This window comes from Donghicola mangrovi (assembly GCF_013377535.1).
In the GTDB taxonomy this organism is placed as follows: Bacteria; Pseudomonadota; Alphaproteobacteria; order Rhodobacterales; family Rhodobacteraceae; genus Donghicola; species Donghicola mangrovi.
The window spans coordinates 434,591-458,484 of sequence record NZ_JABCJE010000003.1 but is presented as its reverse complement, the minus strand read 5'-3'; the positions used below and the strand labels follow the sequence as shown (position 1 = coordinate 458,484).

At 62.7% G+C, this 23,894-nt stretch carries 24 protein-coding genes and 1 tRNA gene; 13 read left to right on the top strand and 12 right to left on the bottom strand.

Annotated features, from left to right (window positions below; genetic code table 11):
* Positions 1–142 precede the first annotated feature (142 nt).
* The 4 genes from HJ536_RS10170 (at position 143) to HJ536_RS10155 (ending at position 4,747) form a co-directional block, all read left to right on the top strand.
* Positions 143–1,657, top strand: a complete 1,515-nt coding sequence (locus HJ536_RS10170) for a hypothetical protein (protein ID WP_228028375.1) — start codon at positions 143–145, stop codon at positions 1,655–1,657.
* Between the two features lie 9 nt (positions 1,658–1,666).
* Positions 1,667–2,596, top strand: coding sequence for a site-specific tyrosine recombinase XerD (locus HJ536_RS10165; protein ID WP_177157613.1), 930 nt, complete (start codon positions 1,667–1,669; stop codon positions 2,594–2,596).
* A 36-nt stretch (positions 2,597–2,632) separates the two neighbouring features.
* Positions 2,633–3,925 carry an HlyC/CorC family transporter gene (locus HJ536_RS10160; RefSeq protein WP_176853236.1) on the top strand — a complete coding sequence of 431 codons (1,293 nt, stop codon included), beginning with the start codon at positions 2,633–2,635 and terminating at the stop codon, positions 3,923–3,925.
* A 66-nt stretch (positions 3,926–3,991) separates the two neighbouring features.
* Positions 3,992–4,747 carry an SDR family NAD(P)-dependent oxidoreductase gene (locus tag HJ536_RS10155; RefSeq protein ID WP_177157612.1) on the top strand — a complete coding sequence of 252 codons (756 nt, stop codon included), beginning with the start codon at positions 3,992–3,994 and terminating at the stop codon, positions 4,745–4,747.
* Here the strand turns inward: HJ536_RS10155 and HJ536_RS10150 are convergent.
* From HJ536_RS10150 to HJ536_RS10140, 3 genes are all read right to left on the bottom strand, one after another.
* Positions 4,744–6,564 carry an ABC-F family ATP-binding cassette domain-containing protein gene (locus tag HJ536_RS10150; protein WP_177157611.1) on the bottom strand — a complete coding sequence of 607 codons (1,821 nt, stop codon included), beginning with the start codon at positions 6,562–6,564 and terminating at the stop codon, positions 4,744–4,746. The two genes, HJ536_RS10155 and HJ536_RS10150, sit on opposite strands and share 4 nt — an antisense overlap.
* Before the next feature lie 39 nt (positions 6,565–6,603).
* Positions 6,604–7,356, bottom strand: coding sequence for a GNAT family N-acetyltransferase (locus HJ536_RS10145; RefSeq protein ID WP_176853613.1), 753 nt, complete (start codon positions 7,354–7,356; stop codon positions 6,604–6,606).
* A gap of 75 nt (positions 7,357–7,431) precedes the next feature.
* Positions 7,432–7,887 (bottom strand): outer membrane protein assembly factor BamE, encoded by a 456-nt coding sequence (locus HJ536_RS10140; protein WP_177157610.1) that lies wholly within the window; start codon positions 7,885–7,887, stop codon positions 7,432–7,434.
* Positions 7,888–7,960: 73 nt separating this feature from the next.
* Between HJ536_RS10140 and HJ536_RS10135 the strand changes: the two genes are divergently transcribed.
* From HJ536_RS10135 to HJ536_RS10100, 8 genes are all read left to right on the top strand, one after another.
* The gene (locus HJ536_RS10135; protein ID WP_177157609.1) at positions 7,961–8,524 is read left to right on the top strand and encodes a YceD family protein; all 564 of its coding nucleotides are present in this window, start codon (positions 7,961–7,963) and stop codon (positions 8,522–8,524) included.
* A gap of 173 nt (positions 8,525–8,697) precedes the next feature.
* The gene (gene rpmF, locus HJ536_RS10130) at positions 8,698–8,904 is read left to right on the top strand and encodes a 50S ribosomal protein L32 (RefSeq protein ID WP_176853241.1); all 207 of its coding nucleotides are present in this window, start codon (positions 8,698–8,700) and stop codon (positions 8,902–8,904) included.
* A gap of 27 nt (positions 8,905–8,931) precedes the next feature.
* Positions 8,932–10,023 (top strand): phosphate acyltransferase PlsX, encoded by a 1,092-nt coding sequence (plsX, locus tag HJ536_RS10125; RefSeq protein ID WP_177157608.1) that lies wholly within the window; start codon positions 8,932–8,934, stop codon positions 10,021–10,023.
* A gap of 15 nt (positions 10,024–10,038) precedes the next feature.
* Positions 10,039–11,010, top strand: a complete 972-nt coding sequence (locus HJ536_RS10120) for a beta-ketoacyl-ACP synthase III (RefSeq protein WP_177157607.1) — start codon at positions 10,039–10,041, stop codon at positions 11,008–11,010.
* Positions 11,011–11,096: 86 nt separating this feature from the next.
* Positions 11,097–11,402, top strand: a complete 306-nt coding sequence (ihfA, locus tag HJ536_RS10115; protein ID WP_176853244.1) for an integration host factor subunit alpha — start codon at positions 11,097–11,099, stop codon at positions 11,400–11,402.
* 9 nt (positions 11,403–11,411) lie between these two features.
* On the top strand, positions 11,412–12,188 hold the full coding sequence (locus HJ536_RS20890; protein WP_228028688.1) for a MerR family transcriptional regulator: 777 nt from the start codon (positions 11,412–11,414) through the stop codon (positions 12,186–12,188).
* Positions 12,189–12,254: 66 nt separating this feature from the next.
* Positions 12,255–12,331 (top strand) — tRNA-Pro (locus tag HJ536_RS10105).
* 82 nt (positions 12,332–12,413) lie between these two features.
* Positions 12,414–13,493, top strand: a complete 1,080-nt coding sequence (locus tag HJ536_RS10100) for a 2'-deoxycytidine 5'-triphosphate deaminase (RefSeq protein ID WP_176853246.1) — start codon at positions 12,414–12,416, stop codon at positions 13,491–13,493.
* Here HJ536_RS10100 and HJ536_RS10095 read toward each other — a convergent pair whose 3' ends face one another.
* The 8 genes from HJ536_RS10095 to HJ536_RS10060 form a co-directional block, all read right to left on the bottom strand.
* Entirely contained in the window at positions 13,494–13,685 is a 192-nt protein-coding gene (locus HJ536_RS10095) for a hypothetical protein (RefSeq protein WP_177157606.1), read from the bottom strand. It abuts the gene before it with no gap.
* Between the two features lie 70 nt (positions 13,686–13,755).
* Entirely contained in the window at positions 13,756–14,346 is a 591-nt protein-coding gene (scpB, locus tag HJ536_RS10090) for an SMC-Scp complex subunit ScpB (RefSeq protein WP_420811091.1), read from the bottom strand.
* Positions 14,347–14,404: 58 nt separating this feature from the next.
* A complete protein-coding gene (locus HJ536_RS20885) occupies positions 14,405–15,217 on the bottom strand; it encodes a segregation and condensation protein A (RefSeq protein ID WP_176853249.1) in 813 nt (270 codons plus the stop codon).
* A gap of 4 nt (positions 15,218–15,221) precedes the next feature.
* A complete protein-coding gene (locus HJ536_RS10080; protein ID WP_177157604.1) occupies positions 15,222–16,211 on the bottom strand; it encodes a glycoside hydrolase family 3 N-terminal domain-containing protein in 990 nt (329 codons plus the stop codon).
* Positions 16,212–16,213: 2 nt separating this feature from the next.
* A complete protein-coding gene (locus tag HJ536_RS10075) occupies positions 16,214–17,251 on the bottom strand; it encodes an SPOR domain-containing protein (protein WP_177157603.1) in 1,038 nt (345 codons plus the stop codon).
* 77 nt (positions 17,252–17,328) lie between these two features.
* Positions 17,329–19,074, bottom strand: coding sequence for an arginine--tRNA ligase (gene argS / locus HJ536_RS10070; protein ID WP_177157602.1), 1,746 nt, complete (start codon positions 19,072–19,074; stop codon positions 17,329–17,331).
* 52 nt (positions 19,075–19,126) lie between these two features.
* A complete protein-coding gene (locus tag HJ536_RS10065) occupies positions 19,127–20,947 on the bottom strand; it encodes a cation:proton antiporter (protein WP_177157601.1) in 1,821 nt (606 codons plus the stop codon).
* 21 nt (positions 20,948–20,968) lie between these two features.
* Complete coding sequence (locus HJ536_RS10060) at positions 20,969–22,150, bottom strand: deoxyguanosinetriphosphate triphosphohydrolase (RefSeq protein ID WP_176853254.1); 1,182 nt, start codon at positions 22,148–22,150, stop codon at positions 20,969–20,971.
* A 75-nt stretch (positions 22,151–22,225) separates the two neighbouring features.
* Here HJ536_RS10060 and HJ536_RS10055 point away from each other — a divergent pair, with 75 nt between their 5' ends.
* Positions 22,226–22,549 (top strand): HesB/IscA family protein, encoded by a 324-nt coding sequence (locus tag HJ536_RS10055; protein ID WP_177157600.1) that lies wholly within the window; start codon positions 22,226–22,228, stop codon positions 22,547–22,549.
* A gap of 8 nt (positions 22,550–22,557) precedes the next feature.
* Here HJ536_RS10055 and HJ536_RS10050 read toward each other — a convergent pair whose 3' ends face one another.
* On the bottom strand, positions 22,558–23,634 hold the full coding sequence (locus HJ536_RS10050; RefSeq protein ID WP_177157599.1) for a DUF6902 family protein: 1,077 nt from the start codon (positions 23,632–23,634) through the stop codon (positions 22,558–22,560).
* Positions 23,635–23,894: the final 260 nt, after the last annotated feature.

The window sequence follows — 23,894 nt, the reverse complement described above, 5'->3', positions numbered from 1 at the left end:
ACTATGGGGCGCATTATCAAATGGCTTTTTTATCTTGCAGTTCTAGGGGCCGTCGGGCTGGTCTGCTATGCCTATGTCGGGCCGTTCCTCGGGGCTGATTTCTCTGCCCCCGCTGACGAAGTCCGACAGGAGGTTATCCTGCATGTTCAATAAGGCCGCCATTCTGGTGGCCCTTTGGCCGGGGATCGCGGTGGCCCAAGCGCCACTTTCCGCGATCGACTGGCTGTCCAATTCCATCGAGGTGACACCCGCAGCCGTTCCGCCACTGGACAGCGGCGCGCTTGGTGGTGCGGCCGCCCCCGAGGTCACCGTGACCGCGCTGGAAAGTGTCACGTCCGATGCGGCGGGATTGCTGTCGCAGTCAGTCACCGGATTTCCTACGGATTTGTGGCGACGCAGCAGCCCCGATGATCTGGCGCGTCTGATGCAGCAGGCCGGAAATTCCGAACTGCCGTCGGTGCGCGCGCTGATGTTCACTCTGCTTCTGGCCGAGGCGGACGCCCCTGTCGGGATCAAGCGCAACGGGGATTTCCTGCAGTTGCGCGTGGATCAGTTGCTGAAGCTTGGCGCGGTCGAACAGGCCGAGGCATTGATGGAGCGCGCGGGCATCGACACGCCGCAACTGTTCCAGCGGGCCTTTGATGCCTCGCTTCTGACCGGCAACGAGGACGCCCGTTGCGCCGAGATTGACCGCCGCCCCGAATTGTCGGCCCGCTATCCTGCGCGGATCTTCTGCCTTGCCCGCCGCGGCAAGTGGAGCACCGCCGCGCTGGTTCTGGGCACCGCCGAGGCATTGGGCGTGCTGGAGCCGGACGAGGATGCGCTGCTGGCGCGGTTCCTTGATCCCGACCTCTTTGAAGAGGACGACCTGCTCGCCTTCCCCGAGGACCCGACCCCGCTGGAATTCCGCCTGTTCGAAGCGATCGGAGAGCGGATGCCAACCAGCACCCTGCCCCGCGCCTTTGCCCATGCGGACCTGCGCCCCGTGGCCGGTTGGAAGGCCCAGCTGGAGGCCGCCGAACGGCTGGCCCGCGCCGGTGCCCTGTCCGAAAACAGCTTTCTGGGCATCTACTCGGCGCGGCTTCCGGCGGCGTCCGGCGGTGTCTGGGATCGGGTCGAGGCCTTGCAGCGGTTCGAGACCGCTTTGAACCGCCGCGACAAGCAGGCGATCATGCGCACCCTGCCCGACGCTTGGACCCGCATGGGCGAGGTCGGCCTGCAGGTCACCTTTGCCCGCCTGTTCGGCACCCGTCTGCTGGACATCGACCTGGCCGGCGCGCATCAGCGTAACGCGCTGGAGGTGGCTCTATTGTCCCCCGGCTACGAAGAGGCCGCGCGGCGCCTGCCCAAGATCACCCCCACGGACATCATGCTGCGGGCCGCGGCCACGGGGAAAATGCCCGAAACGCCGCCCACCCAGCCCCGTCTGCGGGCGATCTATGACGGCTTCACCACGCCGCCCACCTCTGGGATGCAGGCCCTGATCGACAACCGCGCCATCGGCGAGGCAATCCTGCGCGCTATGGCCAAGTTGTCCCAAGGCACCCGCAGCGACCCGCGCCAGATCACCGAAGCCCTGTCGCTGTTCCGCGCCGTCGGCCTCGAGGAAACCGCGCGCACCGTGGCGATCCAGCTGATGCTGCTCGAGACGACCTGAGGCCCGGCGATGCAGGATCACCGCTGGATCTCCAGCTTTCTCGAGGCGCAGGCCGCCGAACAGAACGCGGCGACCAACACGCTTCTGGCCTATGGCCGCGATCTGAAAGACGCTGCGGACTGGCTGTCGCGCAAGGGGCTCAACTTTGCCGATGCCGTCCGCGCGGACCTCGAGGATTATCTGATCTTCTGCGAGGCGCAGGGCCTGTCCCAATCCACCCGCGCCCGCCGCCTGTCCGCGCTGAAACAGCTGTATCGTTTCGTCCACGACGAAGGCTGGCGCGAGAGCAATCCCGTCATCCAGATCAGCGGCCCCGGCAAGGCCAAGCGTCTGCCCAAAACCCTAAGCCAAGAGGACGTCACGCGCCTTCTGGATGCCGCCGCCGCATCGGGCCGCACCCCCGCCGATCAGGCCCGCAACACCTGCCTGATGGAACTGCTTTACGGCACGGGGATGCGCGTCAGCGAACTGGTCGGCCTGCCCGTTGGGGCCACGCGGGGCGATCCCCGTATGCTGCTGATCAAGGGCAAAGGCGGCAAGGAGCGCATGGTTCCCCTGTCCGAACCGGCCCGTGATGCGCTGATCCTGTGGCTCGAACACCGCGACGCCGCCGAAGAAGAGGGGCGCCTGCGCGGCAAACCCGTCTCGCCCTATCTGTTCCCGTCCCGCGGCAAACAGGGGCACCTGACGCGCCACGCCTTCTATCTGATGATCAAGGATTTCGCCGTTCAGGGCGGTGTGTCCCCGTCTGCGGTCACGCCCCACACCCTGCGCCACGCCTTTGCGACGCATCTTCTGGCGAACGGGGCCGACCTGCGGGCCATCCAGACCTTGCTGGGGCACGCGGACCTTGGCACAACCGAAATCTATACGCATGTTCTGCAAGAGCGGCTGAAATCGCTGGTTTTCGAGCATCACCCCTTGGCGAAAGGCTCCTGAGGCGCCATCTGCCCCCTACACTATTCTGAGAGACCAATGGATACCTCCCTTCTTGACGCTTCGTTCTACACGACCGCCGGTGGCATTCTGCTGCTGTTGCTGCTGTCCGCCCTGTTCTCCGGCTCGGAAACGGCGCTGACGGCGGCCTCTCGGGGGAAACTGCGCGCCAATGCGGACAAAGGCTCCAGCGGGGCCGAACAGGCGCTGAAGATCACCGAGGACAATGAACGTCTGATCGGCTCGGTGCTGTTGGGGAACAACCTCGTCAACATTCTGGCGACCTCGATGGCGACCGCCCTGTTCACCCGCCTGTTCGGGGAATCGGGTGTGGCGCTGGCAACCATGGTCATGACCCTGCTGGTTCTGGTCTTTGCCGAGGTGTTGCCGAAAACCTATGCGATCACCAATGCCGAGGTTGCCGCCGCCCGCGTCGCCCCGCTGATCACGTGGATTGTGCGCATCTTCTCTCCGGTGGTGTATGCGGTGCGTTCGCTGGTGCGTCTGGTGCTGCGTATGTTCGGCGTGCAGACCGACCCCGACAGCCAAATTCTGGCCGTGCGCGAGGAAATCGCCGGCGCCCTGCAACTGGGCCACTCCGAAGGCGTGGTCGAGAAAGAAGACCGCGACCGGATCCTTGGCGCACTGGACCTGAACGACCGCTACGTCGAAGAGGTCATGCTGCACCGCTCCTCGATCGAGATGATCAACGCGGACGCGCCGGTCGAGGATATTCTGGCCCAATGTCTGGAAAGCAACCACACCCGCCTGCCGCTCTATAAGGGCGATCAGGAGAATATTGTCGGCGTCGTCCACGCCAAGGACCTGATGCGCGCTATGGACGTGTTCCTGCGCGACCCCGAGGCCATGAAGACCTTTGACATCACCAGCGTCGCGATGAAGCCCTACTTTATCCCCGACACCACCTCGCTGGACGAGCAGATGCGCCAGTTCCTGCGCCGCCGCACGCACTTTGCGCTGGTGGTGGACGAATACGGTAGCATCGAAGGCCTGATCACGCTGGAAGACATTCTGGAAGAGATCGTCGGCCAGATCACCGACGAATTCGACGCCGAGGCCGAGCTGCCAATCAAGAAGTCCGACGACGGCAACTACATCGTGGACGGCGCGATGACGATCCGCGACCTGAACCGCGCCACTGAATGGAACCTGCCCGACATCGAGGCCAACACCATTGCCGGTCTGGTGATCCACGAGGCGCAGATGATCCCGACCCCCGGTCAGGTGTTCAGCTTCCACGGCTTCCGGTTCCTTGTTCTGGCGCGCGAGGCGAACCGCATCACCAAGCTGAAAATCCGTCCCCTGCAATAGGGGCTGGACAGTCCGCCGCGTTCCGGCCACTTTCTGAACAACCGTTCAGTTAGGGGAGGAACTCGGATGGATTTGACCGGCATTAAGGCCGTCGTGACCGGCGGCGCATCGGGATTGGGCAACGCCACGGCGCGGTTTCTGGCCGCATCGGGGGCGCAGGTCTTCCTGCTGGACCGCGACACCACGCGGGGCACCGAGCAGGCCGCAGAGATCGGCACAGGCTTTCAGGAATGCGATGTCACGGACGAAGGGTCGGTTCAGGCCGCCCTGTCCGCCGCCACAAACCACATGGGCGGGCTGACCGCCGCGATCAACTGCGCGGGCATTGCCACGGCCGAGAAAACCTTGGGCCGGAATGGCCCCCACGGGCTGGACAGCTGGAAACGCACCATCGACATCAACCTGACCGGCAGCTTCAACGTCGGGCGCTTGGCCGCTGAAATCATGTCGAAAAATGCGCCCGATGCGGACGGGCAGCGCGGGGTGATCGTCAACACCGCCTCCATCGCCGCGTTCGAAGGGCAAAAGGGCCAAGCCGCCTATGCAGCCTCCAAGGGCGGGATCGCGGCGCTTGCCCTACCTATGGCGCGGGACTTGGCCTCGGTCGGGGTACGCTGCATGGCAATCGCGCCGGGCATCTTTCGCACGCCGATGCTGGAAAGTCTGGGCCAAGAGGTCATGGACGGTCTGGCCGCCGACGTGACTTTCCCCAAACGCCTTGGTGACCCGCAGGAATACGCGCGCACCGTCGGGTTCATCCTGACCTGCCCCTATCTGAACGGGTCGGTCATCCGGATCGACGGCGCGCTCAGGATGCCTTAACCGGCGGCCTTTTCCTCGAGCATCAGCCACTCTTCTTCGGCAGCGGCCAGCTTCTCTTGCCGCTCGACCAGACCTTCGGAGGCCTTCTTGAACTTCAAGGGCTCCTTGGTGAAAAGGTCGGGGTTCGCCAGAAACTCTTCGAGCTTGGCGATCTCGACCTCCAGACGCTCCATCTCGGCGGGCAAAGCGTCCAGACGGTGCTTCTCGCTATAGGTCAGGCCGTCTTTGGTGGCCTTGGGCGCGGCGGCTTTGGGCTCTTCTTTCGGCTTCTCGACCTTGGGGGCGGCTTTGGCCTCTTCCTTGGCGGTCAGGGCCTTTTGCGCCTGATAGTCGGACCAACCGCCCGCATAGACGGTGGCCTTGCCGTTGCCTTCCATCGCGATGGTCGTCGCCGACACACGGTCAAGGAAGTCACGGTCGTGGCTGACCAGCAGCACGGTGCCGTCATAGCTGTCCAGCAACTCTTGCAACAGGTCCAGCGTTTCCACATCCAGATCGTTGGTCGGTTCGTCGAGCACCAAGAGGTTGCTCTCGCGCGCCATGATCTTGGCCAGCAAGAGTCGCGCCTTTTCACCGCCTGACAGGCTGCGCACGGGGGCACGGGCCTGCGCTTCGGCGAACAGGAATTCCTTTAGATAGCCGACCACGTGCTTGGGGGTGCCGCGCACCATCACCTGATCCGCCTGCCCGCTCACGCGCATGTCAGGATCGCCGGTCAGGCTGTCCCACAGGGTCATCTCGGGGTCGAGCTGCGCACGCGCCTGATCAAAGATCGCCGGCAGCAGGTTGGTGCCAAGGGTCACGGTGCCGGTGTCCGGCTGCTCCTGCCCCATCAGCATCTTCAGCAGGGTCGTCTTGCCCACGCCGTTCGGCCCGACAAAGGCCACACGGTCCCCACGCTGGATCTTGATCGAGAAGTCCCGCAGGATGACCTTGTCACCGTAGGTCTTGCTGATGCCTTCAGCCTCGACCACGCGCTTGCCCGACTGGGGGCCGCTTTCCAGCGCCATGGCGGCGGCGCCTTGGCGTTTGATCTGGTTGGCGCGCTGTTCGCGCAGGTCCTGAAGGGCGCGCACACGGCCCATGTTGCGCTTGCGGCGGGCGCTGATGCCTTCGACGGCCCAACGGGCCTCGGCCTTGATCTTGCGGTTCAGCTTGTGGCGCTGCTCGTCCTCGTCGTCCCAGACCTTGTCGCGCCACGCTTCGAAATTTTCGAAGCCCAGTTCCTGACGGCGCACTTCACCGCGGTCGATCCACAAGGTCGCGCGGGTCAGCGCACGCAGGAACGCGCGGTCGTGAGAGATCAGCACATAGGCGTCACGGGTATTCTTCAGCTCGTTTTCCAGCCAGGCAATCGCCTCGATATCAAGGTGGTTGGTCGGCTCGTCCAGCAGCATCAGTTCTGGCGCTTCGGCCATCAGCTTGGCCAGTGCGGCGCGGCGGCGTTCCCCGCCCGAGGCCACGTTCACATCGCGCGACGGATCGAATTTCAGCCCTTCGGCCACCATCTCGATCTTGTACATCTCGGAGGCATCCAGACGGCTCGAGGCGAAATCCCCCAGCGTCGCGAAACCTTCCATTGAGGGGTCCTGCTCCATGTAGCCCACGGTGATGCCCGGCCCGACCACACGGTCACCGCTGTCGGCCTCGACCAGACCGGCCATGACCTTCATCAAGGTGGATTTGCCGGACCCGTTGCGGCCAACCAAGGCCACACGGTCCCCCGGCTGAACGTTCAGCGAGAGGCCGGAGAATACAGGATCACCGCCGAAAGTCAGCGAGATGTCGGAAAGCTGGAGTAAGGGTGCGCGTGCCATGGCATCGCGCTATCCCTGCCCCGCATCGCCGTCAAGGGGTCAGCCCGCGACGGCGCGCAGCAGCTTCTTGCGGGCGGGCGGAATTGCCGCGATTTCGACGCCGGTAAAGACGTGGAGCGTGTTCATATGCCGGTCCACAACCGCGTGGTCACTGACCCAGCCCCCCATCATCAGATAGGTCTTCAAGAGGGGCGGCATTCGGCGCATGGCCAGCTTGGCATCGGGCTTGCGGCGCAGGCGGGCGGCAAAGCGAAAGACGTTGGGCGCCTTGACCTTGGGCAGCCAGCGCTTGGGGCCAAGGTGCCGTTCCTTGAGCAGCGCGAAGGCGTCGAAATATTCCTGCGCATCGGTCCCACGGAAACTGGAGCACCCAAACAGCATTTCGACCCCGGTATCGTCCACATAGCGGGTCATCGCGCCCCAAGCGACGCGCAGGATATCGGGATCGGTGACGGCGGGGTGAATGCAGAAACGGCCCATCTCGACCATCTTGCCCGAGTACCCCTCAAGCGCGGCCAGATCATAGTACTGGGCCGCATAGCAGCGCGAAATCTCGGAGCCCGAGGTCAGCGGCAACATCCGGAAACAGCACACCAGATCGCCGGAGCGCTGATCCTCGACCAGCATGTGGTGGCAGATGCTGTCATAGGCGTCGGCGTCCAGACCGCCCGCGCTGGGCTCTGCCCCCGTCTCGGCGACAAAGGCCAGATAGCGCAGGCGCTGCGCGGCCTCGATATCCGCGGGGGTTTGGGCCAGGCGGGTGCGATACCGCCCCTTCATCATGTTCAGCATCCGGTCACGTCCGCAGCGAAGAAGATCCACTGCGGATAGCATATCGCCTGCAAAGGCTCCGTGACAGGAAAAACCTTACTCGGAGAAGGCTTGACTCAAGTCCAGACCACCAACGTTGCCAAAGAGCTTCGTCAGGAACGGAACGTCATCCACATTGCTGCCGGTCACGCGGCGGGACAGCGGCACAACGCGGCCGTCCTGCAGGGTGTAGCGTTCGATGTTGGTCACAACACCCGCCTCGTCGAACCGGATCGCCACGATCTGGCGGTCGATGGTCTCGGGCTGCTTCATGCCATAAGAGCGCACGTTCTTGGAAACGTAGTAATACGCGTCGTTACGCATCACACCCGAAGTCGCGGGCGTGCCGATCACCTCGGCCACGGTATCGCGGGTATCGACGCCCACGGTGATCGCGGCCAGATCCTCGTCCGAGGGGGTATAACCGTGCAGACGGTACTGCGCGACGCAGCCCGCGACCGCAATTACTGCCGCCAGGCAAGTCGCCCGTCCTATCCATTTTCCCGCTCGCATACTGCTGCCCCTATTGAACTCGACGTCTATTAGCTTTTATCCCGATTACAGAAGGAAAGGCACCGGTTCAAGAATGCAAGACACAGCTCCCCTACCGCAGCACGCCCTGCGTATCGCCGATTTGCCCCAGCGCAAAGCCACTCGGGTCACTCTGACCCCGCCCCCCGAGGAAATGCGCGCTATCGCGGATGAACTGGGTCTGGATGGCCTGCGCAAACTGCGATTCGAGGCCGAATTGGCCCCGTTGGGCCGCAATGACTGGAAACTGACCGGATCGCTGGGGGCCACTGTGGTGCAGTCCTGCGTGGTCACGCTGGAACCCGTCACCACCCGCATCGATACCGCGGTCGAGATCAAATACCTGTCATCGATCCCCGAAGTCGAAGGCGAAGAGGTCGAGATGCCCGAAGATGACAGCATCGAGCCCCTGCCCGCCGTGGTCGATCTGGCTGAAGTGATGATCGAGTCGCTCTCGCTGAACCTGCCGCTTTATCCCCGTGCCGATGGCGCGGACCCCGTGGATTTGCAGGTTACAGAGCCCGGCAAGAAGGCCATGACCGACGAAGATGCCAAACCTTTCGCCGGTCTTGCAGCCTTGCGCAGTAAATTGGGCGGGGACTCCGAGGAAAATTCCTGATACCCCCCTTGCAGAATGCTGCAAAAGGCGTATTTTCCGCGCCTCATCGGAATTTTGGGTTGGACACGGAATGCGCCTAGTACTATAGGCCCCGTCAACCCGCAACGACGCCGGGCAACGCCCTTAGTAAGACAACTCCGGGCCCCGCCCGCCTAAAGCATAGAGGTAGGACAATGGCTGTCCAACAGAACAAAGTTTCGAAATCGCGCCGCAACAACCGCCGTGCCCACGACGCTCTGGTTGCAGGTAACCCCAACGAATGCACCAACTGTGGCGAGCTGAAGCGCCCCCACCACGTGTGCCCCTCGTGCGGCCACTACGCCGACCGTGAAGTGGTTGCCCTGACCGAAGAAGTCGATCTGGACGAAGACGCAGCATAAGCTTCTTCCTAAGGAAACGGGCGACCCATGACTGCGACCCAGACCACTGAGCGCACGGACGCCCGTACCGTCACCCTGTCCATTGATGCAATGGGCGGGGATCGCGGACCGTCCGTCGTTGTTGACGGCCTAGCTCTGTCCGCACAAAAAAACCCTGACATCCGCTTTATTGTCCACGGCCCCAAAGCCGAGCTGGAACAACTGATCGCCCGCAAGCGCGGTCTGATCGGCCGTTGCGAAGTACGCGACGCTGCCGGTGTGGTTAGCATGGAAGACAAGCCCAGTCAGGTGATGCGTCACGGCAAGGGAACTTCGATGTTCTCGGCCATTGATTCTGTCCGCGCTGGCGAGGCCGAGGTCTGTGTCAGCTGTGGCAACACCGGCGCGCTGATGGCGCTGTCGATGGTGCGCCTGCGCAAGATCCCCGGCGTGAACCGCCCTGCGATCGCTGTGCTGTGGCCCTCACGCAATCCCAACGGGTTCAACGTGATGCTCGACGTGGGCGCCGATGTGCGCGCCGACGAGCAAGACCTGCTGCAATACGCGCTGATGGGGGCCTCTTATGCCCGCAACGGTCTGAACCTGTCCCGCCCCCGCGTGGGCCTGCTGAACGTCGGCACCGAAGAGCATAAAGGCCGCGCGGAAATGAAAGCCGCCCACGACCTGATCGCCGCCAACGCCGAGGCCGGGACCTTTGATTTCGTTGGCTTTGTCGAAGGTGGGGACATCCCGTCGGACAAGGTGGACGTGATCGTGACCGACGGTTTCACCGGCAACATCGCCCTGAAAACCGGCGAAGGGACTGCCAGCCTGATCCGCTCTTTCCTGAAAGAGGCGTTCAGCTACAGCATCCTGTCCAAGATCGCGGCCCTCTTGGCGCTGACCTCGCTGAAGCGTCTGCAAAAGCGTATCGACCCCCGCCGTGTGAATGGCGGCGTCTTCCTTGGCCTGAATGGCACTGTGGTGAAATCCCACGGGTCCGCTGATTCGACCGGTGTGTCGGCAGCGGTGAAGCTGGCCTTCCAGCTGGCCCAGTCGGGCTTTACCAGCAAACTCGCCGCGCGGGTTGCATCTGCAGCGTCACTGCCTCAGGATGCGCTCAATTCGGGCGATAATTAAAAACGGTTCTGTGAAATGACTCTTCGAGCAGTTGTCAAAGGCGTGGGGCACTACCTGCCCGAGCGTGTGGTTCCCAACAGCGAGTTCGAAGAGAAAATCGAGACCAGCGACGAATGGATTCGCAGCCGATCGGGGATTGAGCGCCGCCATTTCGCCGCCGAAGGCCAGACCACCTCTGATCTGGGGATTCGCGCCGCACAGGCCGCGCTGGCCGATGCAGGCCTGCAGCCCAATGATCTGGACGCGATTATTGTCGCCACCTCGACCGCCGATCTGACTTTCCCTTCGGCCGCCACGATGATTCAGGCAGGCTTGGGAATGACTCGGGGCTTTGCATTTGACGTGCAGGCGGTTTGTGCAGGGTTCGTTTTTGCACTGACGAATGCCAACGGCCTGATTTTGTCGGGCTCGGCCAAGCGGGTTCTTGTGATTGGCGCCGAAACTTTCAGCCGCATCATGGATTGGGAAGACCGCGGAACCTGCGTTCTGTTCGGTGACGGCGCGGGCGCGCTGATCCTCGAGGCCGAAGAAGGCACCGGCTCGACCGACGATCGCGGCATCCTTGCGACCGACCTGAATTCGGACGGCCAGTACCGCGATATTCTGTATGTGGACGGCGGCGTGTCCACCGGCACGACCGGCTACCTGCGCATGCAGGGCAAGGAAGTGTTCCGCCATGCCATTGAAAAGCTTGCACAAACTGCGCACACCGCGCTCGACAAGATCGGGCTGACCGGCGATGACGTGGATTGGATCGTGCCCCATCAGGCGAACCTGCGCATCATCAAGGGCACAGCCCAGCGCATGGGCGTCCCCATGGAGCGCGTGGTCGTGACCGTTCAGGATCACGGCAACACCTCGGCGGCGTCGATCCCGCTGGCCCTGTCCGTGGGCAAGGAACGCGGACAGATCAAACAGGGCGATCTTGTGGTCACCGAAGCGATCGGCGGGGGCCTTGCATGGGGCTCCGTCGTGATCCGGTGGTAACGAAACGTACACCGCCGACAAGCTGTTGATATTGACTCGTAAAATCCAAGCGCCCTATTGTTCGTTTAGCAATGGGGAGAGCGATTATGGGTGAAAAGACCCTTACGCGGATGGATCTGAGTGAAGCCGTCTTTAACGAGGTCGGTTTGTCGCGAAATGAATCTGCACAGCTGGTTGAAAGTGTATTGGAACACATGTCCGATGCGCTGGTACGTGGTGAGCAAGTAAAGATTTCTTCATTCGGAACGTTCAGCGTCCGGGAAAAGGCGGCACGAGTCGGCCGGAACCCGAAAACCGGTGAGGAAGTGCCGATCCACCCCCGCCGTGTGCTGACTTTCCGGCCTTCGCATCTGATGAAGGATCGTGTCGCGGACGGGAACCGCAAAAAATAAGGCGACCCTATGGCGCATAAATCCCCCGATGCCTTTCGTACCATCAGCGAAGTCGCTGACTGGCTGGAAACGCCCGCCCACGTTCTGCGATTCTGGGAAAGCAAGTTCACCCAGGTCAAACCGATCAAACGGGCCGGTGGGCGCAGGTATTACCGACCAGCCGACATGGAATTGCTCGGGGGAATCAAGAAGCTGCTGCACGACGAGGGCATGACCATCAAGGGCGTGCAAAAAGTGCTGCGGCAACAGGGCGTGAAATATGTAAGCGGCCTGTCAGAGCCAGTTTCACTGGATGATACTGCATCTGTAACCGAGACTGAGGCACACCCCCCTGTGGCGCAGCCCGAGGCCACGCCCGCCGTGACCGAGGCTGTGGTGCCCGCTCAGGCGCCCCTACCCCCTCTGCCCGAAACGATCCGCACCCCGCTGGCCGAGGTTCAGGAAACGAACGCGCAGGGCAATCTGTTCGGGGACGGTTTCGAGGAAGAAGAAGAAATCGAGCTGCTGGAAGTCGAGGTCGAGGACGAACCCGCCCCGCCCCCGGCCGAGGTTATTCCCCTGCGCCGTGCCCCCGCACCGATTGAGGCCGCCGAGCCCCAACCAGAGCCCGAGTCTGCCCCCGCGATTCCCGAAAATATTTCCGCCGCAGCCGTTCCCACGCCCGCAGAGCCTGCGCCGCGTATTCTGGCTATGGTCTTGCAATCACCGGAAAAACACCTCGCGGCCCTGCAAAATATGGCTCCGCAGATCCGTGCGCTGCACGCACGCCTGTCGCAGACGAAATAATTTCGAAAAAGTTGTATTTCGCTCTTGCGCCTGCCGCCCACAACTGTAGAAAGCCCCTCACAACGTCGGGCTATAGCGCAGCCTGGTAGCGCGTCCGTCTGGGGGACGGAAGGTCGCAGGTTCGAGTCCTGCTAGCCCGACCATTAAAACGCCCGAGTGCCAACGGCCTCGGGCGTTTAATGTATCTGGGGGTCGGAAACGATCCAAAGCGAGGAGGCCGCGACAATGACCCAGCCCACCGGCGTTCTGCCGAGTCAGAAAATCTCTGAGATGGTTGAAAGCGGTGCGATCACGATCGCCGCGCCCCTGCTGACCGGACAGGTCCAGCCCGCAAGTCTTGATCTTCGTCTTGGCAATGTCGCCTACCGGATTCGCGCCTCGTTCCTGCCGGGCCACGGCACGCCCGTGGCGGACCGTCTGGACGACTTCACCATGCACCAGATCGACCTGACCAATGGCGCGGTGCTGGAAAAGGGCTGCGTCTATCTGGTCCCCTTGATGGAAGGCCTGAACCTGCCCGAGGGAATCACCGCTGTTGCCAATGCCAAGTCCTCGACCGGCCGTCTGGACCTGCTAACGCGCTGCGTGACCGACGGTGGCACCGAATTCGACCGCATCCCTGCGGGCTACTCCGGCCCGCTCTACGCCGAGATTTGCCCCCGCTCGTTCAGCGTTCTGGTGCGCCCTGGAATGCGCCTGAACCAGATCCGCTTCCGCAATGGCCAGAGCGTACTGGATGACGACGCCCTGCGCGCCCTGCACGCAGCAGAGACGCTAGTGAACGGGGAGCCGGTGATCAGTGACGGTCTGGGCTTCTCGGTCGATCTGAGGCTCTCTGGGACCGATCTGGTGGGCTATCGCGCCAAGCCCCATACGGGCGTCATCGATCTGGACCGGATCGGCGCCTATGACCCCGCCGAGTTCTGGGAGGAGATTCGCACCGATCAGGGCCGCATCATTCTGGACCCGGGCGCGTTCTATATTCTGGTCAGCCAAGAGGCTGTCCACATCCCCCCCGCCTATGCGGCCGAAATGGCGCCCTATCTGGCGATGGTCGGGGAATTCCGCGTGCATTATGCGGGCTTCTTTGACCCCGGTTTCGGACATGCGGCCGTTGGCGGCAGCGGTGCGCGCGGGGTTCTAGAGGTGCGTTGCCACGAGGCGCCCTTTGTACTGGAGCACGGGCAGGTCGTGGGCCGCCTGATCTATGAGCAGATGTCAGAGCGCCCCGAGACCCTATATGGCGCCGATCTGGCTTCGAACTACCAAGGTCAGGGCCTAAAGCTGTCCAAGCACTTCAAATAATCAGAAACGGCGCATCAGACGGCTGATCTGGCGTGCCTTTTTCGCGATATCACCGGCGTTCTGGCCGGACACGGGGCCGTTCTTGGCCCCGTTTTTCTTGGCGAAATGGTCGATGCCTGCGTTCACGCCCTTGTTGATCAGGCGGCGACCGAAGAGGCGCATCGCGATGTTGATGATCTGGTTGGCGTTCATGGGCGTCCCCTGTGATAGCGTTCCTCTAAAGGTACGCATGAGACGCGCCATTTCAACCCGGCTGGGGGAATCAATCCTCGAACAGCTCGGTCTGGCCTGCCATTTCCTCTTCTTCGTCCTCTTCGTCGCGCGAGGTCGGAATGGTCCCTGCCCCCAGCATCCGGCTGTCCAGCAGACCGGCGGCCCGCAGTTCCGACAGGCCGGGCAGATCGCGGGCGCTTTCCAGCCCGAAGTGGTCCAGAAACTCCTGCGTCACCACAAAGGTCACAGGCCGGCCCGGTGTCATCCGGCGGCGGCCAAAGCGGATCCACTCCATATCCAGAAGCTGGTCGATGGTGCCACGGCTGACGGTCACGCCGCGAATCTCTTCGATCTCGGCGCGGGTGACGGGCTGGTGATAGGCAATGATGGCCAGTGTCTCGATCGCGGCGCGGGACAGTTTGCGGACCTCCTCGCGCTCTTGCTGCATCAGGAAGGCCAGATCGGGCGCCGTCCGGAAGGCATAGGCATCGCCCACCCGCACCACACGCACACCGCGCCCCTCATAGCGTTTGCGCAAGTAGGCCAGCGCCTCGGCGGCGTCACAGCCGTGGGGCATACGGGCGTTCAGCTCGGCCACGGTCACGGGCTCTTGGCTGGCAAAAAGGATCGCCTCGACCATGCGCTCCTGCTCGCCGATCACCGGCGCGTCAAAGAGGCTTTTCTCGTCGTCATCGGGCTTATGGCTCACGGCGGCGTTCCCTTCTGCGCAGCTGGATGGGCGCGAATGTTTCGGTCTGGCGGATCTCGGCGCGGCCTTCTTTGACCAGCTCCAATGACGCGGCAAAGGTCGCTGCCGTGGCCGTCCGGCGGCGCTTGGGGTCATCCACCCAGCCGTCGGGCAAATAGGTCGACAGGTCCACCCATTCCCCGACAAAGCCGATCAGCCCGCGCATCCGCTCCAGCGCCTCTTCCATGGTCAGGATGCTGTCGCGGTCCAGCACAAAGGGGCGGAAGTCGTCTTTGGTCCGGATGCGGGCATAGCCCCGCATCAGGTCCAGAATGGTCGCGGTGTAGCGCACCTTGCGCACGCGCTCTACGTCCTCGGGCAGACCGCGGGCAAAGAAGTCGCGCCCCAACTGGTCCCGCGCCATCAACTGCGCGGCGGCGTCCCGCATGGCCTGCAGACGCTCCAGCTGGAAGGCCAGATGTGCGGCCAGTTCTTCACCGGTGGGACCGTCCTCGGTGGGATCGGGGGGCAGCAGCAGGCGCGATTTCAAGAAGGTCAGCCACGCCGCCATCACCAGATAGTCCGCCGCCAGTTCGATCCGCAGCTTCTTGGCCTTTTCCACAAAGGCCAGATACTGCTGCGCCAAGCGCAGAACGCTGACGCGGCGCAGGTCAACCTTTTGGGTGCGGGACAGGGTCAGCAGCACGTCGAGCGGGCCTTCGAAGCCCTCGACGTCGACGATCAGCGCCTCCGCGGCGAGCCGGTCTTCGACGGTCGCGCCATCGCCCCGCCCGCGGGGATCACTGCTGAATAGATCGTCCATTTCCTCACCCGTTCAAGAGCGCGGAAAGGTCTGCCTCTAGGGCCGGAATGTCAATATCGCTTGGGGTTCGGCGCATGGCCAAGGCCCGATCCGCGCGGACAATTGCCGCCTCGGTCAGGTCGCCGCAGACATTGGCGATGCTCTCCATCTCGGCCAGATTGCCGTTGCAGTGCAGAACCACATCGCAGCCCGCCGCAATCGCGCGTTCGGACCGGCGGGCCACCGTGCCGGACAATGCACCCATGCTGATGTCGTCGGTCATGATCAAGCCGTCAAAGCCGATCTCGTTTCGGATCAGCCCCATCATCTTGGGCGACAGAGTGGCCGGTTGATCATCCAGCGCCTCGAACACCAGATGGGCGGTCATCCCCAGCGGCAGGTCGTTCAGCGCCTTGAAGGCCGCGAAATCCACGTTCGTCAGGGTCTCGGCGTCCACATCCACGCGCGGCAGGTCCAGGTGGCTGTCCACGCGGGCCAAGCCATGACCGGGGATATGCTTCAGAACGGGCAATACGCCGCCGTCCAGATGCCCCTCGGCGCAGGCGCGGGCATTGGCGGCAACGGTTGCCACATCCTGCCCGTAGCAGCGGTTGCGCAGGAATGGGTGCGTGTCGGCACGGGCCACATCGGCCATCGGCGCGCAGTTCCCGTCGATGCCATAGGACATCAGCTCCGCCGCAATGATCCGGTAGCGCAGCCAATAGGCCCGCGCGGCATTCTCGCCTGCGGCCTCGGCCATGTCCAAAGGCGGGGTCCATTCACGGGCCAGCGGCGCCCGCAGGCGGGCCACCCTGCCCCCCTCTTGGTCGATGAAGATCGGCGCGTTCCAACCCACGGCCGCCCGCAGATCAGCGGTCAGCGCACGCAGTTGCGCGGCATCCTCGATATTGCGGGCAAACAGGATGAACCCCCAAGGCTGCGCAGCCCTGAAAAAGTCACGCTCGGCGCCTGTCAGCACAGGCCCCGAGCATCCGAAAATAGCAGCAAGGTTCATGGTTAGCGCAGGGCGACCGGAATACAGGCCGCGTTCCCTGCCATCAGCACCGAGCAGAAGCGGCGCGAATCGGCCAGATCGTTAAATCCGTAGACCCGCAGACGATAGAAAGTGCGCCCGCCGCTCTCGGCCTTCTGGATCACGCGGCCTTTGTTGGTGAAGAATTCGTTGAACTGGCCGCTGATGCGATCCCATTCCACACGTGCGATCTCGGGGCTCTCATAGGCACCCAGTTGCACCAGACGAGTGCCGGCGGGCAGCGCGGTCGGGTCCATTTCCTGAGCGGTCGAGGCCGGTGCCGCGAACTCGCCCACCGAAGCCACCTGCAGATCACCCTGCTCGACGGTCGGACGAATCTGGGGACGCAGCGCGCTGATGCTGGCGGTCATGGCCTGAGGCTCGACGGTGGTGGCCATCGTCTCCTCGAGGTTCAGCGAGCTGAGCGGGGTCACGTTCAAAGCCAGCTGATTCGCCAGTGCGGCAAAGTCATCCTCGGTATCAACGATGTTATCCAGCGGCACGGGCAGGTTCTCTTCGTCGGTCAAGACCTGAGAATCAATTCCCTCGATCCCCATGCCCGCGACTTCGAAGCCCGCGTCATCTGCAGTTACAGTATCTTCCACGGGCATAATCTCGGCCATGGCGCCATCTTCGGCGGCCACGTCGAGGGGTTCGGGGGCCAGAACGACCTGATCCACGGGCATGTCGTTGGCGCCTGCGGCGACCACTTCGTTCACGGCGAGACCCAGATTTGCGGCCTTTTCGCCGCCCGGTTCTTCGGGGGCAACGCGCACGGGACCTTCCATCGCGGCGACCACGGGAACCCCGCTTACGTCACGCACGATTGTCCCGTAACCCCATAGAACGACAGCAGAAACTACCGCAACCGAGGCGACAGAGCCGACGATGTTCATCAGCTTGCGACGGGGGCTTTCTTCGACGATGAAATCCTGCATGTAGTCCGCAGGGTCATCCCAACCGTAGTTGCCACCATACTGGTTGTAGGGCGTGTAACCGCCCTGAGACTGAAAGTCCGCCATCACTGCCTCTCTGTCCAGCGATCCCCGGAAACCGCTGGTTGTATCTACTGCTCGTGGTTCGCCTGTGGGCCGCGTCTTCAGCGCAGTTCCTCAGCTGGCGTAACACCCAAGATACCAAGACCTGCTGCAATAACAACGGCTGTTGCGCGTGCCAGTGCGATTTTTGCTTGCGATGTGGCGGAATCTCCCTCCTGCAGGAATCGCAGAGAGGTAATTTCGTTGCCACGGTTCCACAGGCCGTGCAAATCCGATGCCAATTCATACAGATAGAAGGCAATCCGGTGCGGTTCGTTGGTGCGCGCGGCGATCTCGACCAGACGCGGCCATTCGGCGATTTTCTTCAGCAGGTGAAGTTCCGCTTCGTGGTCCAGCTTGGAATGGTCGGCGGCCAGCAGGGTCGCGTCATCGGCAATGATATTCGCCTCGCCTGCCTTGCGCAGAACCGACGCCACACGGGCGTGGGCGTATTGCACGTAGAAGACAGGGTTGTCCTTGGACTGTTCCAGAACCTTGTCGAAATCAAAATCCAGCGGCGCATCGTTCTTGCGGGTCAGCATCACGAAACGGGTCACATCGGGGCCCACCTGCTCGACGACATCGCGCAGCATGATAAAGGTCCCTGCCCGCTTGGACATCTTGAAGGGCTCGCCGTTCTTGAACAGCTTTACCAGCTGGCACAGCTTGATATCGACGGGCACGCGGCCACCGGACAGCGCGCTGACTGCGGCCTTCATCCGTTTGACATAGCCGCCGTGGTCAGCGCCGAACACGTCGATCAGCAGGTCAAAGCCGCGCTGCACCTTGTCGTAGTGGTAGGCGATATCGGGCGCGAAATAGGTCCAGCTGCCGTCCGACTTCTTGATCGGGCGGTCCACGTCATCGCCGTAGTCGGTCGATTTGAACAGGGTCTGTTCGCGGGGCTCCCAATCCTCGGGCAGTTTGCCTTTGGGGGGCTCCAGCGTGCCAAGATAGATCAGGCCCTTGTCGGTCAGGTCCTGAATGGCGCCTTCGATGCGGCCGGTGCCATAGAGCGATTTTTCGCTGTAGAACACGTCCATCTCGACGTTCAGCAGGCGCAGATCCTCGCGGATCAGGTCCATCATCGCGTCGGTGGCATAGTTGCGCACTTCGGCCAGCCAGACAGATTCCGGCTCGTCGACATAGGCGTCGCCGACCTTGTCCTTCAGCGCCTGACCAACTTCGATCAGGTATTCGCCGGGATAGGTGCCGTCCTCGAACGCCACTTCTTTGCCGTGCGCCTCGAGGTACCGCAGATAGACAGAGCGGGCCAGAACATCGACCTGCGCGCCGCCATCGTTGATGTAGTATTCGCGGGTCACGTCGTAACCGGCGAAGTCCAGCAGCTTGGCCAGCGCGTCACCGAACACGGCGCCGCGGGTGTGACCCACGTGCAGCGGACCAGTCGGGTTGGCCGAGACGTATTCCACGTTCACCTTCTTGCCCGCCCCAAGGGTCGAGCGGCCATAGGCGGTGCCACCGTTCAGAACAGCCGACACAAGGCCCTGCCACACGGCGGGCGCCAGGCGCAGGTTGATAAAGCCGGGGCCAGCCACTTCGGCGCTGGTGATACGGTCGTCTGCTGCCAACTTCTCGACCAGCTTTTCTGCGATGTCGCGCGGCTTGGCCCCTGCGGGTTTCGCCAGCACCATTGCAGCGTTGGTCGCCATGTCCCCGTGCAGCGGATCACGCGGAGGCTCCACCGTGACGTTGGCGAAATCAAGACCCGCGGGCAGCGCGCCCTCGGCCTGCATTTGCTCCAGCGCGGCAAGAACAACAGCGTGAATGTCGGTAAAGAGGTTCATAGGTCCAATCCTGTCTGATTGAGGACCGGATGTACCAGCCCTATGCCCCGCGTCAATCCCGACGAGTCGTTTCATCCTTTGGCGGCAGCATCGCAAGCAAGGTCATCCCCGATTTTCCACGGGGCGGATGCTCTTTGCCCAAGAGGCGGATGGTGTCGTCGGTCAGCTCCATCAGGGGGATGCCGTCGGGGCGTTCGGCCTGCCACTGTTCGAACGTGTAGTCGTCGGTCAGCTTGGTCCGACCAAACCGCCAGCCCTGCAACATCAGGTTCCCCAATTCAAGATGGGTCAGGCCATGACCCAGTTCCCGCCCACCCAAAGTCACGGGCAGCGCGTGGCGGCGCGAATCCTCGTTCGCGCGGGTGATTTGCCAGACGTTCTCGCGCCCGAATTCGGGGGCAAGATCGGTGGCGACCAGCGTGTTATAGGCGTCGTTATCGGTTGCGGCGATGACCTTCTGGTATGGGACAAGGTCCAGCGCGTTATGGGCATCCTCGGACAGGATATCCCCGTAATAGGTGGTCAGACCGGCCTCGCGCGCGGTGCGCAGGCGAGCGCGGTTGCGATCCACGATCAGCACGGGCAACCCCGCATCCTCTAGCGCTTTGGCCAGTTCGGCGGACCAGCGCGAGCCACCCACGATCAGCACACCCGCCGGACCATGGGCGGTCAGCCCCAACCAGCGTGCCAAGGGGGCCAGCGTGAACCCGTGCAGCACCACCGTTGCCGCCACCAGCGCAAAGGCCAGCGCCGGAATTTCCGCCGCATCAGCGTAGCCAAGCCCCACAAGGCGCTCTGCAAACAGGCCCGCAACCGCCACCAGAACCACGCCGCGCGGGCCGGTCATGGCGATCAGGATGCGCTCGTTCATGGGCACATCGGACCCGATCAGGGAAATCATCACCGTGATGGGGCGGGCCAGCAGCACGACCACCACCACAAAGGCCAGCGTGGACCAGTCCATCGCGAACAGCGTCTCGCGGTCCATATTCGCGGCCAACAGGATAAACACGCCGGACACCAGTAGAACCGTGGCGTGTTCCTTGAAGCGGCGCAGTTCCTCGTAACTTGGCAGTTCCGCGTTCGCGAGCCAGATGCCCATGACCGTCACCGCCAGCAAGCCACTTTCGTGCAGCACCGCGTCCGAGGCCGCGAAAACCGCGATCAGCACGGTGAACAGCACCGGCACCTTCATGAATTCAGGGACAAATCCGCGGGTAAAGCTTTCGGACAGGCCCCAGCCCGCCACCAGCCCCAGCACCGCGGCAAAGCCGAGACCGACGGTGAATTCCCGCACAGCCTCGCCCACCGTTTGGGTGTCTGCGTTTACCAAAACCACGGTAAAGGCCAGAACCGCCGCCAGCGCCCCCACGGGGTCGTTCACGATGGCTTCCCATTGCAGCAGCTTGGCGGGACGTTGTTGCAGGCGGGCTTGCCGCAGCAAGGGCGCGATCACCGTAGGGCCGGTCACCACCATGATCCCGCCAAACACGGTCGAGGCCGCCCAACCCAGACCGGCCGCGTAATGCAGTGCCGCCGAGGACAGCGCCCACCCCAAGGGCGCACCGATAAACACAAGGCGCCGCACGCCGATGCGTGCCTCTCGCAAGGAATGGAAATCAAGGGTCAGGCCGCCTTCGAACAGGATGATGGCGACGGCGATACTGACCATCGGCTTCATGAGCGGGCCAATGTCCCGCGCCGGATCGAAAATTCCCAAGCCCGGCCCGACAATCAGACCGGCCAGCAGCATCAGCACAATCGCGGGCATCCGCAGACGCCACGCCAGCCACTGACTGCCAACCCCGAGGGCCCCCACCAGCGCAATCGCATTCACCGGACCCAGACCGGCCACTTCACTCGCTACTGACATTGGTTCCCTCGTCGTCTTTTCTTAGCGTTGCGCCGGTCCGTGCAGGTCCCCCAATCCTTCGCCGTGGCAGAGCCGCGCGTGTTCCAGCAGCGCAAAGCGGTCGGTCATTCCGGCCACATAATCCGCCACGCTGCGCGCGATCTCGGTTTCGCCCTGATCACGGACGGCGGCAATTTGCGCCTGCCAGTTCTCGGGCAGCAGATGCGGATCGTTCAGATAGATCTGGAACAGATCCTTGGTCACCTGAGTGACCCGCTTTCTGACTTCGACGACAGAGGGCGCACGGTACATGCGCGTGAACAGGAAACGGCGGATCACGTTGATCTGTTCCCGCAAATCGTCAGAAAAAGTGATGACGCTGTGACCGGCGTGGCGCAACTCTTCTACCGATTGTGCGCCGCTGGCGGCCAGCTTGGCCTCGGCGGTGTCGATCACGTCACCGACCATCACGCCAAAGACACGGCGCAGAGCCTCGTACCGGCGGCGGCGGCGGTCCAGAACAGGGTATTTCGCGTCCACCTCGGCATAGGCATCGCACACGATGGGCAGGGCTGCGACCTCTTCTTCGGTGAAAAGACCTGCGCGAAGACCGTCCTGCAAGTCGTGGTTATTGTAGGCAACATCATCCGCGATGGCCGCGACCTGCGCTTCGGCGCTGGCGTGGGTGGTCAGTTCCAGATCGTGGCGGGCGTTGTATTCGGCCAAGGCATAGGGATACGGCGCGGGCACCGGACCGTTATGCTTGGCGATCCCCTCCAGCGTTTCCCATGTCAGGTTCAGACCGTCGAAATCCGCGTAATGGGTTTCCAGACGCGTCACGATGCGGATCGCCTGTGCGTTGTGGTCGAACCCGCCATAGGGGGCCATCAACTCGGCCAGCGCATCCTCGCCCGTGTGACCAAAGGGGGTGTGCCCCAGATCATGGGCCAGCGCCACAGCCTCGGTCAGTTCCTGATTCAGGCCCAAGGCCCCTGCCATCGTGCGGGCCACCTGCGCAACCTCGAGCGAATGGGTCAGGCGGGTGCGGTAATAGTCACCCTCGTGCTCTACAAAGACCTGAGTTTTGTGCTTGAGCCTGCGGAACGCGCTGGAATGCAGAATACGATCCCTGTCCCGCTGGAAACATGAACGGAAGGTGCTGCCTTCCTCATCAAAGAGCCGCCCGCGACTACGGGCCGGATCACATGCGTAGGGTGCTTTCATGCCCCCTCCTTGTCGCTTTGTCCCATACCACATATATTCCATGTGTTGATCAAAGCAAAACATTGGAGATCAAAGATGAATCTGCCCCCCAAGGTCACGCCCCGCGCATTCGACCGCCTGCAAGAGATCGGCGCCGCGGCCTCTGGCAAGGCTCTGCGCGTCGCGGTCGAGGGTGGCGGCTGCTCTGGCTTCCAATACGACATCAAGCTGGACGAGCCGACCACCGATGATCTGGTGCTGGAAGGCGCCGGTGAAAAGGTGATCGTGGACAGCACGTCCCTGCCCTTTTTGGCGGGCGCGACCATCGACTTCAGCGAAGAGCTGATCGGCGCACGGTTCATCATCGACAACCCGAATGCCAGCAGCTCTTGCGGGTGCGGGACCAGCTTCTCGATCTGATCGCGAACTTACAGGCGCTCGTAAGGGCGCGAGAACACTTCGAAAAACGCCTCGAACCCCGGACAACCCGCGGCCGAGCGCAGCCGGTTGAACGCCGGAAAGCTGAGCTGGCGTTCGATTTCGGGCTGCATCTGCTGCCAGTTTCCGGAGCGGCGGGACTTCATTGTGCGGATGATTTCGGAGATCTCGCGCATGGGGCTGGTCATGACGCGCGGAAGTTGCGCCGAAAAACCACCCTCTGGCAGGGTTTCCGCAAAGACACCCTGATTGGCCGTGTAGGCTGTGACCTGCGCCGCGATATAGAATGTCAGGTGATCGGGTTTGCCCAGATCGAAACCGGGCTCCAAACGCACTCGGGACAACTGCTTTAGAATGTAATTCTCGATCGGTTGGGGCAGTACCATCCCCAGCATCCCATAGACGCTGGACAGCCGCGCCAAGGTCAGATCATCGCTTGCCAGATAGGCGTAAAACACCGCATTCCGCAGGCTGGATTTGATCGCGTCCGAGGCCAGCGACCGCAGCCCACCCATCGCCGTCAATTGCGCCACAGATTGCGCCAGCTCGACCCCCAAGGGGAGCTGCGCATAAAGGTCCGCGCGGGACACGCGCTGCATCGTGCGGCGGATGAGGGCCTGATCCTCGGCCTCTCCCAGACCGGAGGTGCCGTGCTGCCACATCTGCCAGCTCGCAAAAAGGCGTTGGTTGTCAGACGGTTCCGCCGCAATCAGATCGCGGGATTTGATCCATTGGACCATCCGCCCCGCCAGATTGCCGGACATGCCCTGACGCTCGAGCTCGGTCGCGATGGTCAGGATCATGCAATAGCTGTCAGGCTGGAACTGCAGAAATTCCGGCAGGGATTCGTAGGCATCCCGATACATCCGGCGGAATTCGGACCCTAGGCTCAGTCCGCAACGACGGGCCATCACCAGCAGGAACACGTTCTCGGTGATCCACGGCAGCGTTTCCGGACGGTGCCGGTGATTCAGAATGTTGTCGCCGATTTTCAGCCAGGATTCGGGTGTGACGTCTCTGGGCTTGAAGGCGACCACGTTGGCCCCTTGCGGACCATCCCTCAGCATATCCATCTCTTTAAAACCCATAACTACGAAACAACTCGCAACAAAACACCTAGAGCGGGTTCAGCTAATAAAGTGCCGCCGTGCGCTCTTTTTTATCAATAGCGGTATTGCACCGTAGATTCAGGGAAAAATCCATCCCCTACATCTGGGGAGAAGTTAAACCTATGCGTGTATTTCACTTTTCCCCACACGTCCCCGCTATCGGTAACGGACCCCGCGCGGCTTGCCCTTGGAGCGGGGATGGGCGATAGCTCAACCAA